At 60.6% G+C, this 16,995-nt stretch carries 6 protein-coding genes; 3 read left to right on the top strand and 3 right to left on the bottom strand.

Annotation, left to right across the window (positions count from 1 at the left end; translation table 11 throughout):
• Positions 1-73: 73 nt before the first annotated feature.
• Both AD669_RS07120 and AD669_RS07125 read left to right on the top strand, forming a co-directional pair.
• A complete protein-coding gene (locus AD669_RS07120) occupies positions 74-967 on the top strand; it encodes a LysR family transcriptional regulator (RefSeq protein WP_053118206.1) in 894 nt (297 codons plus the stop codon).
• An 18-nt stretch (positions 968-985) separates the two neighbouring features.
• A complete protein-coding gene (locus AD669_RS07125) occupies positions 986-1,582 on the top strand; it encodes a tRNA-uridine aminocarboxypropyltransferase (protein ID WP_053118208.1) in 597 nt (198 codons plus the stop codon).
• A 120-nt stretch (positions 1,583-1,702) separates the two neighbouring features.
• Here the strand turns inward: AD669_RS07125 and AD669_RS07130 are convergent, their stop codons facing one another.
• The 3 genes from AD669_RS07130 to AD669_RS07140 form a co-directional block, all read right to left on the bottom strand.
• Positions 1,703-3,064, bottom strand: coding sequence for an HlyD family type I secretion periplasmic adaptor subunit (locus tag AD669_RS07130; RefSeq protein ID WP_053118210.1), 1,362 nt, complete (start codon positions 3,062-3,064; stop codon positions 1,703-1,705).
• A gap of 326 nt (positions 3,065-3,390) precedes the next feature.
• Positions 3,391-5,550 (bottom strand): type I secretion system permease/ATPase, encoded by a 2,160-nt coding sequence (locus AD669_RS07135; protein WP_053118212.1) that lies wholly within the window; start codon positions 5,548-5,550, stop codon positions 3,391-3,393.
• Positions 5,551-5,664: 114 nt separating this feature from the next.
• Positions 5,665-7,023: a TolC family outer membrane protein gene (locus tag AD669_RS07140; protein ID WP_053118214.1), complete on the bottom strand. Its 1,359-nt coding sequence runs from the start codon at positions 7,021-7,023 to the stop codon at positions 5,665-5,667.
• 531 nt (positions 7,024-7,554) lie between these two features.
• Between AD669_RS07140 and AD669_RS07145 the strand changes: the two genes are divergently transcribed.
• Positions 7,555-16,929 carry a retention module-containing protein gene (locus tag AD669_RS07145; protein WP_053118216.1) on the top strand — a complete coding sequence of 3,125 codons (9,375 nt, stop codon included), beginning with the start codon at positions 7,555-7,557 and terminating at the stop codon, positions 16,927-16,929.
• Positions 16,930-16,995: the final 66 nt, after the last annotated feature.

Below are 16,995 nucleotides of genomic sequence, written 5' to 3' on the forward strand. Positions count from 1 at the left end.
TAAAAACAAAGATCAAAAGATCGCAGCCTTCGGCAGCTCCTACAGGGGAAAAGTCCGATGTTTGGAGAGCCGCATGGCCAACGCTTTACCCGACCTGAAACTATTGCGCATCTTCGTCAGCGTCGTGCGCCATCAGGGTTTCGCCAATGCGCAGCAGGAACTCAACCTGTCGACCTCGGCGATCAGCACCTACATGAGCCAGCTCGAAGCCGCGCTCGGTCTGGTGCTGTGCCATCGCGGGCGCGGCGGGTTCAGCCTGACCAGCAAGGGTGAGCTGTTCCATCAGGAAACCCTGCGCCTGCTCGCCGAACTCGAAGGGTTCGAGCAATACGCTGCCGCGCTCAAGGGCGAATTGCGCGGCACGCTCAACCTCGGCGTGATCGACTCCACGGTCAGCGACAAGGCCTTACCGTTCGCCGAAGCCATCGGCGGCTACAGTCAGGAACACCCGGCGGTGCATTTGCACTTATCGGTGATGAGCCCCTACGAATTGCAACTCGGCGTGCAGGACAACCGCCTCGATCTGGCCATCGGCGCGTTCTCCACACGGATGAGCGGTCTGGTCTATATGCCGCTGTACCGCGAACAGCACTGGTTGTATTGCAGCAGCCGCCATCCTTTGTTCAACGAGCGGCGAATCCCCGAGCAAGTCATCACCCAGCAGCGCATGGTCGGTCGTGGTTATTGGAGTCAGGCCGAGCTGGCGCGTCACGGTTTCAAACACAGCGCCGCGACCGTGGAAAGTATGGAGGCGCAGCTGATTCTGGTGTTGTCCGGCGCCTACATTGGTTACTTGCCGGAGCACTACGCCCAAGCCTGGGCTGACAAGGGCGATTTGCGCGTATTGCTGCCGGCGACGTTCGGTTATCAGGCGCCGTTCTCGATGATCATGCGTCGCGGCCGTAGTCGCGAGCCGCTGATCCAGACTTTCCGTGATTTGCTCAAAGCACAGCTCAATCAGGCTTAGCTTGTAGGAACAAGAAGTATGTCCAGACCTCAATGCCCGCGCTGCCTGCGCCCACAAACCCATTGCCTGTGCCCGCTGATCCCCAGCCTCGACAGCCGCACGCGGGTGTTGCTGTTGCAGCATCCGAGCGAGGTCAATCATGCGTTGAACACCGCGCGATTGGCGGCGTTGGGGTTGAGCAATGCCGAGTTGATTGTCGGCGAGGTTTTTGAGGATTTGCCGACGCTGCTGAATCAGCCGGGCTATCGGGCGCGGTTGTTGTTTCCCGCCGATGATGCGCAGCCGATGCAGGCTTACGCTGAGTCGGATGAGCCGTTGTTACTGGTGGTGCCTGATGGAACGTGGCGTAAAGCGCGCAAGATGCTGCACCTCAATCCACTGCTGGCGGCGTTGCCACGGGTGACGCTGGCCGAGGGCGGGGTGTCGCGCTATCGGTTGCGCAAGGCCCCGGGGCCGGGGGCGTTGTCGACGGTTGAGGCGATTGTGCAGGCATTGCAAACGCTGGAGGCACCGGTTTCGTTTGAACCGTTGCTCAAGCCGTTTGAAGCGTTGATCGAGGGGCAGATCGCGGCGATGGGGGAGGAGACCTTTCAGCGTAATCATGGCGATAGATAATCATTGTTTGTGCCGGCCTCTTCGCGAGCAAGCTCGCTCCCACAGGGGATCGCATTCCAAATGTGGGAGCGAGCTTGCTCGCGAAGGCGCCAGATCAATCACCGCAAATCTCAATAATCGCTACCGCTCGCGCATCGCCTCAGTCCGCGCCTTCAACACCGGTTTCAACAGGTAATCCAGCACACTCTTCTCGCCGGTAATAATGTCCACCGTCGCCACCATCCCCGGAATAATCAGCAGCGGCTTCACATCTCCGCCCAAATGGTTTTTATCGGTGCGCACCTGAATCAGGTAAAAGCTGTTGCCCTTGTCATCAGTAATCGTGTCCGCGCCGATCAACTCAAGCTTGGCGCTCAGCCCGCCGTAAATCGTGTAGTCATATGCACTGAACTTGACCATCGCCTTCTGCCCTGGATGCAGAAACGCCACGTCCTGCGGGCGCACTTTGGCTTCGATCAGCAGGTTGTCCTCCAGCGGCACGATTTCAACCATGTCGCTGCCCGGCTGCACCACGCCGCCGATGGTGTTGACCTTCAATTGCTTGATCACGCCGTGCACCGGTGAAGTCACGGTGGTGCGGGTGACCCGGTCGTCGATGGCGATGCTGGTCGCGGTGATTTTTGACAGGTCGGTGCGCTTCTCATTTAGCTCTTTGGCGGCTTCGGAGCGGAAGGTTTGTTCGGATTCGTCGATCTTGCTGCGGATCTCGGCAATCGCCGATTCGGCGCGGGGAATGGCCAGTGTGGTGGCGTTCAGCGAACCTCGGATCTCCACCGCGCTGCGCTTCAATCGCAGGATCTCCACCGGCGACACCGCACCGGTTTTCACCAGCGGTTCGGACATGTTCATTTCTTGCTGCAGCAAGGCCAGACTGGAACTGAACTGGCCCTGCTTGGAACGAAATTCCGCCAGTTCCTGGGTTTTCTGCCGCAGTTGTTCGCTGAGGGTTCGTTGTTCACTGGCCAGTCGGCGCTGGCGTTGGTCATACAGCGAGCGCTCGTCTTCAGCGACTTGCGGCGCTTTGGCGACCACTTCATCGGAGAGCTTGAACGGCCGGCCTTCCGCTTCTGCTGACAACCGTTCGACCTGCGCCGTCAGCGCATAACGATCGGCCTCGCTCTCGCCTTTGTTCGAACGGAAGCGCGTGTCATCCAGACGCAGCAGGGTGTCGCCCTTGTTCACCATTTGCCCTTCACGCACGAAGATCTCGGTAACGATGCCGCCCTCAAGGTTCTGGATCACCTGAATCTTGCTCGACGGAATCGCCTTGCCTTCGCCCATGGTCACTTCTTCGAGCACGGCGAATTTGGCCCAGACCACCGCACTGATCAACAGCCCCGCCGCCAGCCACACGGTGATCCGCGACCAGCGCGGCGAATCCTGCAACGCGGCCCCGGCGGTTTCCGGCATGAACTCGGCTTCGGCACTTTTGCCGAAACTGTCGAAGTAGCCGCGAGATTTGCTATCTGAAGATGCCGACATGGGGCGATACCCCTCAATTAAGAAACATCAAACTGGATGACCCATCAGTGGCCAGGGAGCTTCCCCTCGCCACAGAACCTCCCTTTGCCCAGAGCTTCCTGTGTTCAGAGAACTTCCCAGGTGGGCACAGAAAATTCCTGTGGCCAAAAAGCTTTCCTGTGGTGAGGGGATTTATCCCCGATGGGTTGCGCAGCAGCCCCAAAAAACTCATGGGCGCTGCGTACCCAATCGGGGATAAATCCCCTCGCCACAGGTTTTGTGTAAGGCACAGGTTCTGTGCAATGCAGGGCACTTTTTTGTGTAAGCCATAAATTATGGTTAAGCATCTACACCGCCGCAGAGCCGACGCGGCCCTTGCGCAGTGCTTCGATGACTGCTTCTTTCGGGCCGTCGGCGACGATCCGGCCGTTGTCGAGTACCAGCAGCCGATCCACCAGGCTCAGCATCGAGGTGCGGTGGGTGACCAGCAGCAGGGTTTTGCCTTGCACCCAGCCATGAAGTTTCTGGCGCAGGATGTCTTCGCTGCTGTTGTCCATGGCGCTGGTGGGTTCGTCGAGGAGCATGATCGGCGGGTCGAGCAACAGCGAACGCGCGAGCAATACCGCTTGGCGTTGGCCGCCGGAAAGCAATTGCCCGCGCTCACCGACCGGCCGATCAAAACCTTGCGGATGCTGGCGAGCGAGTTCGGTGACGCCGGTCAGCTCAGCCACTTCAAGCATCCGCGAATCGCTGACGTAGCGTGCGCCGAGGGTGAGGTTATCGCGCAGGCTGCCCGCCAGCAGCGGCAGGTCGTGGGCGACATAGCCGATTTGCTGGCGCAGATCCGCGACATCCAGTTGCCGCAGGTCGAGACCGTCGAGCAGCAACTGGCCTTCTTCTGGCTCATAGAAACCCATGACCAATCGCGCCAAGGTGCTTTTACCCGAGCCACTGCGACCGATAATGCCAACCCGTTCGCCGGCTTTGAGACTGAAACTGATGTTGCTCAGGGCCGGCGCATTCTGGCCGTTGTAGTGAAAGGTCACGCCGCTGACGTCCAGCGCGCCTTGCAGTTGCGTGCGTTCCAGCGGCCGGTGTTTGCCGTCGCGTTCCTGTGGCAGTGACATCAGCGCGTCGGTGCTTTTCATGGTCAATTGCGCTTGCTGATAACGAGTGATCAGCCCGGCGATCTGCCCCAGCGGCGCGAGTACGCGGCTGCCGAGCATGTAGCTGGCGACCAGCGCACCGACGCTGAGGTTGCCGGCGATGATGCTGTAAACCCCGGCGACAATCGTCGCCATCCCCGAGAACTGCTGGATGAACAATGTGCCGTTGGTTGCCAGCGCCGAGAGATTGCGCGCATGGCTGTCGAGGCGGGTGAGGGCGCCGTGGGTGCTTTCCCATTTGTGCTGGCGCTCGCTTTCGGCACTGCAGGCCTTGAGGGTTTCCAGACCGCCGAGTGTTTCGATCAACACGGCCTGGCGTTCGGCGCCGAGGCTCAGGCTTTTCTGCACGGTGTCGCGCAGACGCACCTGAATCGCCAAAGCGAAAATGATCGTGATCGGAAACGCCAACATCGGAATCACCACCAGCCAGCCGCCGAGGAGGCCGATCACCACCAGCATCAAAACGACGAAGGGCAGGTCGATCAGGCTGGTCAGGGTGACGGCGGTGAGGAATTCACGCAGACCCTGAAAGTCATGAATGCTCTGCGCAAACCCGCCGATGGTCGCTGGCCGCGCCTTCATCGACATGCCGGTGATGCGTTCAAACAAAGTCGCGGAAAGGATCACATCGGTTTTCTTGCCGGCGGTGTCGAGCAAGTGCGCACGCACCACCCGCAGCACCAGTTCGAAACCGGTGCCGATCAACAGGCCGATCGACAACACCCACAAGGTCGACGTCGCTTGGTTTGGCACCACGCGGTCGTAGGTCTGCATGACGAACAACGGCACCATCAGGCCCAACAGGTTGATCAGGAAACTGGCGAGAATCGCATCGCCGTATAGCCATTTCGACAGCTTCAGCGTGTCGCGAAACCACGCATGCACGCGCGGCACCAGCGGTGAGCGCAGGTCTTCGAGTTCGTGGCGCGGCCGGGCGAACAAGGCCTGGCCGCTGTAGTGTTCGGTGAGTTCTTCACGGCTGACCCATTGCTCGCCGCCATCGGCTTCGCTGGGCAGAATCAGCGCTTTGCCGTCATCGCCAAAACGCCGCAACACGGCGGTGCGGCCGTCGTTGAGCAACAACAGAATCGGCAGGTTCAGTGGTGAGATGTCTTTCAGTTCACGGCGCAACATCCGCGCCTGCAACCCTGCACGAGCAGCAGCGCGCGGCAGCAAATCCAGGCTAAGACGTTGTTTGTTCAGCGGCAGCCCGGCACTCAGGCTGGCGCGACTGACTGTCGCGCCGTGCAGTTTGCAGAGAATCAACAGACCGTCGAGTAACGGATCATCGAAGCTCAGCCGCGGATCGACCCCAGAGTTACCGGGTTCCATGCTGGTCATATTGATCGCTCCTTTGAACTGGCTCGGACACCCACATCAACCCTGCTGCATGATCGTTCCCACGCAGAGCGTGGGAACGATCATGCAGCCTTCGGCAGCTCCTACAGGGGGGATTTATTTCAGCTCTGGGAGGCGGGCTTCGTTTTTCACTTCGCTGGAGGCGATCGCATCGGCGGGCAGCACCACCCGTTGTTTGCTCAGCAACTGGCCCATGTTCGCCAGCACGCGGTACATCGAATATTCCTCGGTGTAGCGGATTTCGGTATAGCGACGGTTGGCGTTGTAGAGCTCGTTTTCACTGTCGAGCAAGTCGAGCAGGGTGCGTTGGCCGAGGCCGAACTGATCCTGATACGCGGCGCGTACACGCTTGGTGGTTTCCGCGTATTCGCGGGCGGTCGGGGTCTGTTTCTTCGCGTTGAGCATGGCGTTCCAGGCCAAGTGAATGTTCTCGTTGAGCTGACGCAGGGCGTTGTTGCGGATGTCCATCGCCTGATTGATCTGGTGCGCATCGGAGGCCAGTCGCGCCTTGTCGCTGCCGCCACGGAACAGGTTGTAGTTCATGATCACGCCGACACGCCATTCGTTGTCGTGACCTTCATCGCCCTGCACGTTGTTGTTCGCGCCCACCGCTGCTTCAGCGTCGAAGCGTGGGTAGAACGGCGACTTGGCGACTTCGTATTGGCTCTCGGCCGATTGCACGTCGGCCTGCGCCGATTTCAGGTACGGGTTGTTTTCGACCATGCTCTGCTGGGCTTCCGGCAGGGTGGTCGGCAACTCGCCACGGGTCGTGGCCGGGGCTTCCAGTTCATCAGGCATGCGCCCGACAACGCTGAAGAAGTTCGACTCGGCATCCGCCAGATCCACTTCCGCGGTGTCGAGGTTGTTTTGCGCCAGCGCTTTACGCGCCACCGATTGATCGGAGTCGGCAGTGCTGCCGATGCCGCGCTCGGTGCGCAGGCCAATCTGATCGTTGACGCGCAAGTGCGCTTGCAGGTTGTTCGTGGCCAGGGTCACCAGTTCGCGGCGCTTGAGCACTTCGAGGTAGACCTCGATGGTGCGCAGGGCCAGATCCTGAGCGGTGCCTTGCGCGTAGTAGGCGCGCGAATTGGACACGCCTTTGGTGCGCTCAACCTCGTTGGCGGTGTTGAAACCGTCGAACAGCATTTGCCGTAAACGCAGCTCGGACTGGGTGTAGTTGAGAATTCGTGTGTCGTGGTTACCGAAGGCGCGGGTGTTGGTGTTGTCGCTGTAGCCACGGCCATACGCGGCGTTCAAATCGACGGACGGATAGAAACCGCCCTTGGCGACTTTGACTTGTTCATCAGCCGACAGGCGTGCGTCCACGCGCGAAGCGAGTTCCGGGTGGGTGGCGATGGTGCTTTGGATCGCCTCGGTGAGGTTCATGGCCTGGGCTTGGGATGTGCAAGCCATGGCCAGCAAAACCGCGCTGCAGAGGGGGGTTAAAACGCGCATGGGTGCATCTCCCTGAGTCCTGATGGTGTGTTACTGTCGCCAAAAATTTGACGATATTTTTAGTGGAAAGCGTTTCACTCTTGTAACAACAGAGCTAAGAACATAATGAAGCGTAGCTAAGAAAAAATTTTCATAAGGCTTATTCCGAAAAAAACTTATGCGGTTTGTAAAATCCGGCACATTGTTCAGCTCGAAAGCCTTTGTTTTATGCGCGCTAGGGAGCGCAGAAAGGCTTGAGGAAAGTTCCATTCACTTTGCGACATACGGCGAAGTACTGCTGAAGGGGAGGGACGCGTAGCGGCTGGGGAGCGACAGATTTTTGTCACTCGAGTGATTCACCGGCGTTACGTAGCGCTCGTGGGAATGCTGCATTGATCAGGGTTTTCAAGTGCTTGATAGCACTGATGTTTCCTGAACGGCGCAACCTGCGAACGAACTGTCGAAGGCGCGAGCGTCGCCACGGCAACCCGATTGAGCCATGGGCTACTTCGTTAACCAGTGCCGACAGTGGTCGGCAGCGGAGGAATTCACATGGCAACGCTCATCGGTACCGTCACTAAAGTCATTGGTCAGGTTTTCGCACAGGCAGCGGACGGCACAAAGCGCGCGCTGGTCGAAGGCGATCGGCTGTTTGCCGGCGATCAATTGATCACCGGAGCCGAAGGCGCCGTTGCCGTTCATCTGCAAAATGGCAAAGAGCTAACCCTTGGGCGCGGCAGCAGCATGACCCTGTCCGGGCAACTGCTCGCCGATCAAGCCGCGCACGTGAACGCGGCCGAGGCGGTGACGCCGAGCGAAGCGCAACTGACCGACGTTGAGCAAATCCAGAAAGCCATCGCCGCCGGTGATGACCCGTCGAAAACCGCTGAAGCCACTGCCGCCGGGCCAAACGCTCCGGGTGGCGCGCCAGGTGAAGCGGGCGGTGGTCACAGTTTTGTCTTGCTGACGGAAGTCGGCGGGCGGGTTGATCCGATCATCGGTTTCCCCACCGCCGGGTTCGGCGGCATTCCTGAATTCCCCGAAGAACGCCACAACGTGGTGATCGACAACGGCGACGACACACCAGTGATTGTGCCGCCACCGGTCAACAACCTGGTGACCCTCAACGGCCTGTCCGTGCCGGGTGGCGAGCTGAACCTCAACGAAGCCAATCTGCCTGACGGCTCGGCCGCCAATCCGGCAGCGCTGACCCAAAGTGGCAGCTTCACCGTTAACGCGCCGGACGGTTTGAGCAGCCTCAGCGTCGGCGGGATCAGCCTGGTCAACGGTGGTGTAGCGGTCGGTTTCCCGCAGTCGATCACCACGCAATTGGGCAACACCCTGACCATCACCGGCTACAACGCGAGCACCGGTGTCGTCACCTACAGCTATACCCTCAACGGCAACGACACCCACGCAGCGGGCGATGGCGCGAACAACCTCAGTGAACAATTCACCGTGGTTGCCGGCGACAGCAATGGCGATACCGCGACCGGTACGCTCGACGTCAACATCACCGACGACGTGCCGCGCGCAGTGGATGACAGTAACAGCTCAACCGCTTCGGAAACCTTGCTGACGCTGACCGGCAACGTGCTGACCAACGATGTGCAAGGCGCGGATCGCGTGGCCACTGGCCCGGTGACGCCCGGCACGTTCACCGGCACTTACGGCACCCTGGTGCTGAACGCCAATGGCACTTACACCTACACGCTCAACACCAGTGACGCCGATTTCAAAGCGCTGCACGGCGGTGGCAACGGCACCGAAACCTTCGCCTATACCCTCACCGATTCGGACGGCGATAGCAGCACCGCGAATCTGGTTTTGCAGATCCACAACAACGACGACCCGGTGACCCTCGGCGGTTTGAATATTGCGGGCGGCGAGCTGACGGTTTTCGAGAAAAACCTGGCCCTGGGAAGTTCACCTGATTCGGCAGCGCTGACGCAAAATGGCAGCTTCACGGTGACGGCACTCGATGGCGTCACCACGCTGACCGTCGGCGGTATTGCTGTGGTCACCAACGGTGTCGCGGCTGGTTTTCCGCAATCGGTGACGACGCCGCTGGGCAGCACGTTGACCATTACCGGGTTCAACGCGGCGACCGGCGTGGTCAGTTACAGCTACACCCTGGTCGATAACGAAGCGCATCCGAACGCCAATGGCGCGAACACTCTGCCAGAGCAATTCGCCGTCACCGTCGTCGACGACAACGGCACGACCGCGAATGCCACGCTCGATGTGAACATCATCGACGACCTGCCAAAAGCGGTGGATGACAGCAATACCGGCACCGCCTCGGAGACCAATCTCAGCCTCACTGGCAACGTGTTGACCAACGATGTGCAGGGCGCCGACCGCGTGGCCACTGGCGAGACTGCCGGGCCGATCACCGCCGGTACGTTTGCGGGGACTTACGGGACTTTGGTGCTGAACGCCAACGGCACTTACACCTACACGCTGAACACCAGCGATGCGGATTTCAAAGCGCTGCACGGTGGCGGTAACGGCACCGAGACGTTCACCTACACCATCACCGATTCCGACGGTGACACCAGCACCGCGAACCTCGTTTTGCAGATCCATAACAACGATGATCCAGTGGTAATCGGTGGTCTGGATGTTAACGGCGGCGAACTCACCGTTTACGAGAAAAACCTCAGCGACGGCAGCGCACCAGACTCCGGTGCACTGACTCAAAGCGGCACGTTCAACATCACCGCACTCGACGGCGTGACTACCCTGACAGTCGGCGGTATTGCGGTGGTCACCAATGGCGTAGCCGCAGGCTTCCCGCAATCAATCACCACGCCATTGGGCAGCACACTGACCATCACCGGTTTCAACGAAACCACCGGCGTCGTCAGTTACAGCTACACCCTGGTCGATAACGAAGCGCACCCAACCGCGAATGGCGCGAACAATTTGCCTGAGCAGTTCGCCGTCACCGTCGTCGATGACAACGGCACCACCGCCAATGCGACCCTCGATGTGAGCATCATCGACGACCTGCCAAAAGCTGTGGATGACAGCAACACCGGCACCGCCTCGGAGACCAATCTCAGCCTCACTGGCAACGTGCTGACCAACGATGTGCAGGGCGCCGACCGTGTGATCGTTGGCGAGAATGCCGGCCCGATCACAGCGGGTACTTTCGCGGGGACTTACGGCACATTGGTGCTCAACGCCAGCGGCACGTACACCTACACCCTCAACACCACTGATGCTGATTTCAAAGCATTGCATGGCGGCGGTGACGGCACCGAAACCTTCACCTACACCATCACCGATTCCGACGGCGATACCAGCACCGCAAACCTCGTCTTGCAGATCCACAACAACGACGATCCGGTGATCATCAACGGCCTCAACGTGAATGGCGGCGAACTCACCGTTTACGAGAAAAACCTCAGCGACGGCAGCGCACCAGACTCCGGTGCATTGACGCAAAGCGGCACCTTCAACATCACCGCACTCGACGGCGTGACCACGCTGACCGTGGGCGGCATTGCCGTCGTCACCAACGGCGTAGCAGCAGGTTTCCCGCAATCAATCACCACGCCATTGGGCAGCACACTGACCATCACCGGTTTCAATGAAACCACCGGCGTCGTCAGCTACAGCTACACCCTGGTCGATAACGAAGCGCACCCAACCGCCAACGGCGCAAACAACCTGTCAGAACAGTTCGCCGTCACCGTCGTCGACGATAACGGCACCACCGCCAATGCCACGCTCGATGTGAACATCATCGACGACCTGCCAAAAGCTGTGGATGACTCGAACGCAGGTACCGCCTCGGAAACCAATCTGTCGCTAACTGGCAACGTGTTGACCAACGATGTGCAGGGCGCCGACCGTGTGGTCACTGGCGAGAATGCCGGGCCAATCACCGCCGGTACTTTTGCGGGGACTTACGGCACATTGGTGCTCAACGCCAACGGCACCTACACCTACACGCTGAACACCACCGACGCCGATTTCAAAGCGCTGCACGGTGGCGGCAACGGTACTGAAAACTTCACCTACACCATCACCGATTCCGATGGCGATACCAGCACCGCAAACCTCGTCTTGCAGATCCACAACAACGACGACCCGGTGATCATCAACGGCCTCAACGTGAATGGCGGCGAGCTGACTGTTTACGAAAAAAACCTCAGCGACGGCAGCGCACCAGACTCCGGCGCACTGACCCAAAGCGGCACGTTCAACATCACCGCACTCGACGGCGTGACCACGCTGACCGTTGGCGGTATTGCCGTCGTCACCAACGGCGTAGCCGCAGGCTTCCCGCAATCAATCACCACGCCTCTGGGCAGCACGCTCACGATCACCGGTTTCAACGAAACCACCGGCGTCGTCAGTTACAGCTACACCCTGGTCGATAACGAAGCGCACCCAACCGCGAACGGCGCAAACAATCTGCCAGAGCAGTTCGCCGTCACCGTTGTCGATGACAACGGCACCACTGCCAACGCGACCCTCGACGTCAACATCGTCGACGACCTGCCTAAAGCGCTGGACGACAGCAATACAACCACGGCGTCGGAAAGCCAACTGACGCTGACCGGCAACGTCCTGACCAACGATGTGCAGGGCGCCGACCGTGTCGCCAGCGGGCCGGTGACCGCCGGTACGTTCACCGGTACTTACGGCACCTTGGTGCTCAACGCCAACGGCACGTACACCTACACCCTCGACACCACCGATACCGACTTCAAAAATCTGCACGGCGGCGGCAACGGTACCGAGAATTTCACCTACACCATCACCGACTCCGACGGCGATACCAGCACCGCCAACTTGGTGCTGAACATCCATAACAATGACGATCCAGTGGTGCTCAACGGCCTCGACGTCAATGGCGGCGAACTGACGGTCTACGAGAAAAATCTCGGTGACGGCACCAGTCCGAATACTGCGGCGCTGACCCAGAGCGGCACCTTCACCGTCACTGCCCTCGACGGTCTGCAAACCCTGACCGTCGGCGGCATCAACGTGGTGACCGGTGGCGTGGCCGCAGGTTTCCCGCAATCGATCACCACGCCGTTGGGCAGCACGCTGACCATCACCGGTTACAACGAAACCACCGGTGTCGTCAGCTACAGCTACACCCTGGTCGATAACGAAACCCACCCGAATGCCAACGGCGCCAACAGCATCACCGAGAACTTCAACGTGGTGGCGACGGACACCGATGGCAGCACCGCCAACGGCCAGATCAACGTCAACATCGTCGATGATTTGCCGAGCGCCCACCCTGATGCCGCGTCGGTGGCAGAGGGCGGAACCGTCAGTGGCAATGTGCTCGACAACGATATCGGCGGCGCCGATGGCCCGGCGGCGACCGGCGCGGTGGTTGGCGTGCGTGCCGGCGCCGACACGTCGACCTCGGCCCTCGGTGGGCTGAACAGCAACATCAACGGCACCTACGGCTACCTGACCCTGGATGCCAATGGCAACGCCGTCTACCACAGCAATCCCAATGCGGTGAACGGCCCGGGCGCGGTGGATGTGTTCACCTATACCGTGCGCGATTCCGACGGTGACGAAAGCACCACAACCATCACCATCGACGTCGCCAACAGCAAACTGTATGCGACCAGCGACACCGATGTGACCGTGTTCGAGAAAGCGCTCGACTTGACCAAGGACGGCGCGGATCTGGCCCCCGGTACGGTCACCGGCAGCGACCCGAGCAACACCGGCGAAACCGCGTCCGGCACCCTGGTCGGCTCGGTCACTGGCGCGGTCGGCGCGATCAGCTATGCATTGGTCGGCAGTGCCACCGGCAACTACGGACAGATCGTCCTCAACCTCAACGGCACCTACACCTACACCCTGACATCGCCGGCGACCACCACGCCGCATGCCGACGACGGCGCCAACATCCTGACCGAAAGTTTTACTTATCAGGCCACCGATTCGCTGGGCAATATCGTCACCAGCACCATCGTCGTCAGCATCGTCGACGACGTGCCACATGCAGTGAACGACGGCAACGCCAACAGCGCTTCGGAAAGCCTGTTGACCCTCACCGGCAACGTGCTGACCAACGATGTGCAAGGCGCCGACGTGGTGGCGAGCGGGCCGATTACCCCCGGCACCTTCACCGGCACCTACGGCAAACTGGTGCTCAACGCCGACGGCTCGTACACCTACACGCTGGACACCAGCGATGCTGACTTCAAAAATCTGCACGGCGGTGGCAACGGCACCGAGACGTTCACCTACACCCTGACCGATGCCGATGGCGACGTCAGCACCGCCAATCTGGTGCTGAACATCCATAACAATGACGATCCGGTGGTGCTCAACGGCCTCGACGTCAACGGCGGCGAACTCACCGTTTACGAGAAAAACCTCAGCGACGGCACCAGCCCGAACACAGCCTTGCTGACCCAGAGCGGCACCTTCACCGTGACCGCCCTCGACGGCCTGCAAACCCTGACGGTCGGCGGCATTGCCGTGGTGACCAACGGTGTCGCCGCAGGCTTCCCGCAATCGGTGGTTTCGCCGCTGGGCAGCACCTTCACCATCACCAATTACAACCCGACCACCGGTGTCGTGAGTTACAGCTACACCCTGGTCGACAACGAAACCCACCCGAACGCCAATGGTGCCAACAGCCTCACCGAGAACTTCAACGTGGTGGCGACGGACACCGATGGCAGCACCGCCAACGGCCAGATCAACGTCAACATCATCGATGACCTGCCGACCGCCAAGGCCGACACCGGCTCGGTGGCCGAGGGCGGTACCGTCAACATCAGCGTGCTGGGCAATGACGTCACCGGCGCCGATGGCGCAGCAACAGGCGGGGCGGTGGTCGGCGTGCGCGCCGGCAGCAACACCGGCACATCGGCCATCGGCGGGCTCAACAGCAACATCAACGGCAACTTCGGTTACCTGACCCTCGACGCAGCGGGCAACGCCGTTTATCACAGCAACCCAAACTCAGTGAGCCCTGCGGGCGCGACTGACACTTTCACCTACACCATCCGCGACAGCGACGGCGATGAAAGCACCACGACCATCACCATCAACGTCGCCGACAGCAAACTGATTGCCTCGGTCGATCAGGACGTCACGGTCTACGAAAAAGCCCTCGACCTGACCAAGGATGGCCAGGATCTGGCCGCCGGCACGGTCACCGGCAGCGACCCAACCAACACCGGCGAAACCGCGACGGGCACGCTGGTCGGCGCGGTCACCGGCGGCAGCGGCGCGCTGACTTACACCTTGGTCGGCAGCGCCACCGGCAGCTACGGGCAGATCCAGCTGAATGCCGACGGCACCTACACCTACACGCTGACTTCGGCGCCGAAAACCTCGCCGAACGCCAACGACGGCGCGAACACCCTCAGCGAAAGTTTCACCTACAAAGCCACCGATGCGCTGGGCAACAGCACCACCAGCACCATCGTCGTCAACATCGTCGATGACGTGCCAAAAGCCGTGGCTTCCGATCGTTCGGTGGCGGCGGTGGAGATCGATTCCAACCTGCTGATCGTCCTCGACATCTCCGGCAGTATGGCCGACGCCTCCGGCGTGCCGGGTCTGTCGCGGCTGGCGCTGGCCAAGCAGGCCATCAGTGCGCTGCTCGACAAGTACGACGATCTCGGCGACGTGAAAGTGCAACTGGTGACCTTCAGCAGCAGCGCTACCGATCGCACCTCGGTGTGGGTCGATATCGCCACTGCCAAGACGATACTGGCGGGTTTGACCGCGGGCGGCGGCACCAACTACGACGCCGCCGTGGCGACCATGCAGACTGCGTTCAACACCTCGGGCAAACTCACCGGCGCGCAGAATGTTGGCTACTTCTTCTCCGACGGTAAACCGACCACTGGCCAGGAAATCGGCACGGCGGATGAAACCGCGCTGAAAGCCTTCCTCGACGCCAACAACATCCGCAACTACGCGATCGGTCTGGGCAGCGGCGTGAGCAACGCCAACCTCGATCCAGTGGCGTACGACGGCATCACCCACACCAACACCAACGCTGTAGTGGTGACAGATCTCAACCAACTCAACTCGGTGCTTTCGGGTACCGTGGTCGGCGCGCCGGTTACCGGTTCGTTGCTGGGCGAGGGCGGTACGTTCGGCGCGGATGGCGGCTTTATCAAAACCATCGTCGTCGACGGCACCACCTACACCTACGATCCGAAAGCCCTTAGCGGTCAGGGTTCGTTGACGGCGACGGTTGGCACCAACCACGGCACGTTCAACACCGTAAACAACTCGGTGAGCATCGCCACCAACAATGGCGGCACGCTGGTGGTCAACCTCGACACCGGCGACTACACCTACACTTCGCAGAAAACCACCGCCGTGGTGATCACCGAGAACATCGGCTTCACCGTCAGCGACAACGACGGCGACCTCGCCAGCTCGACACTGACCGTGAAAGTGATCCCCAACGCGCCTCCGGTGGCGGCGGACGATCACGTCATCACTAACGTGCTGTCGAGCAACGTCGTGGTGCCGGGCGAATTGCTGCTGGCCAACGACACCGATCCGAATGGCGATACGCTCAACGCCACGCCGACGACGTTCAATACCGGTTGGGCGGCGAAGGGCGCGGACTTCACCGGCACCGGCGCGATCAGCTTTGCCGGCACCGGTAACACCGCCGCCAACCAAAGCCTCGCCGATGTGCGCAATACGTTCGCGGCCAACACCGCAGCGATGACCGCCGTGCTGGTGGTCAGCGGTTACCTCGGCGCCGTCACCACCGCCAATGCCAACGACGAAGACCTGATCACAGTCAAACTGAAACAGGGCGAAACGCTGAACCTGGATCACAATCTGGCGGCCGGTCACATCACCATGGAGTACTCGCTCAATGGTGGCGCGTTCACCGCCATTGCTGACGGCGGCACCATTACCGCCAGCGCTGACGGTACGTATCAGATCCACGTGACCAACATCACCAACACCAGTGGCAGCAACACTACGGCGGCGGAAAACTACCAACTGACCATGACCCTCAACTACGCCGGGGCCCACGACATCACCCCGGACTTCAACGGCACCTACACCGCCAATGACAACCATGGCGGCAGCGACACTGCCAACGTCAGCATCAGCTATCAGGATGGCCACACCCTCACCGGTACCTCCGGCGATGACATCCTGGTCGCCGGCACCGGCAACAACATCATCAACGCCGGCGACGGCAACGATGTGCTTACCGCAGGCTCCGGCAACAATGAAATGCACGGCGGCGCCGGCAACGATTTGCTCTACAGCGGCCCGGGCAATGACATTCTGGACGGCGGCACCGGCACGGACACGGCAAGCTATGCCCACGCCACTGCCGGCGTCACGGTCAACCTCGGCCTGCTCAGTGCGCAAAACACCCTCGGTGCGGGAACTGACACCCTGACGGGCATCGAAAACCTCGTCGGCTCGAACTTCAACGACACGTTAACCGGCGACAACAATAACAACGTGATCAATGGTGGGCTGGGCAACGACATCCTCAACGGTGGCGGCGGTGACGACTTGCTGATCGGCGGCCTGGGCAACAACACCCTGACCGGCGGAGCAGGGGCCGACACCTTCCAGTACCTCAAGGGCAACAGCGGCCACGACACCATCACCGACTTCACCCCCGGCACCGACAAGCTCGACCTGTCGCAATTGCTGCAAGGTGAAAACGGCACCACGGCGTCGCTCGATGACTACCTGCACTTCACCGTCACCGGCACGGGCGCGTCGGTGCTCACCAGCATCGACGTCAGCGCCATGGCCGGTGCCACGCCAAACCAGACCATCGACCTGGCCGGCGTCAACCTCGCCAGCCACTACGGTGTAACACCGGGGGCCGGCGGGATGATTGCCAGCGGGCACGACACGGCGACGATCATCACCGGCATGCTCAACGATCATTCGTTGAAGGTCGATACCGTCTGATCCGAGGCTGAAACGACAAAACCCGCGCTCCCGGTTGAGAGGGAGGGCGGGTTTTTTTACGTCTGA

It is taken from the genome of Pseudomonas sp. P1.31 (assembly GCF_001269815.1).
GTDB lineage: Bacteria > Pseudomonadota > Gammaproteobacteria > Pseudomonadales > Pseudomonadaceae > Aquipseudomonas > Aquipseudomonas rustica.

Bases quoted from the DNA above. Each gene is read 5' to 3' on its own strand.
- AD669_RS07120 (WP_053118206.1), top strand. From the start codon at position 74: ATGGCCAACGCTTTACCCGACCTGAAACTATTGCGCATCTTCGTCAGC.
- AD669_RS07125 (WP_053118208.1), top strand. From the start codon at position 986: ATGTCCAGACCTCAATGCCCGCGCTGCCTGCGCCCACAAACCCATTGC.
- AD669_RS07130 (WP_053118210.1), bottom strand. From the start codon at position 3,064: ATGTCGGCATCTTCAGATAGCAAATCTCGCGGCTACTTCGACAGTTTC.
- AD669_RS07135 (WP_053118212.1), bottom strand. From the start codon at position 5,550: ATGACCAGCATGGAACCCGGTAACTCTGGGGTCGATCCGCGGCTGAGC.
- AD669_RS07140 (WP_053118214.1), bottom strand. From the start codon at position 7,023: ATGCGCGTTTTAACCCCCCTCTGCAGCGCGGTTTTGCTGGCCATGGCT.
- AD669_RS07145 (WP_053118216.1), top strand. From the start codon at position 7,555: ATGGCAACGCTCATCGGTACCGTCACTAAAGTCATTGGTCAGGTTTTC.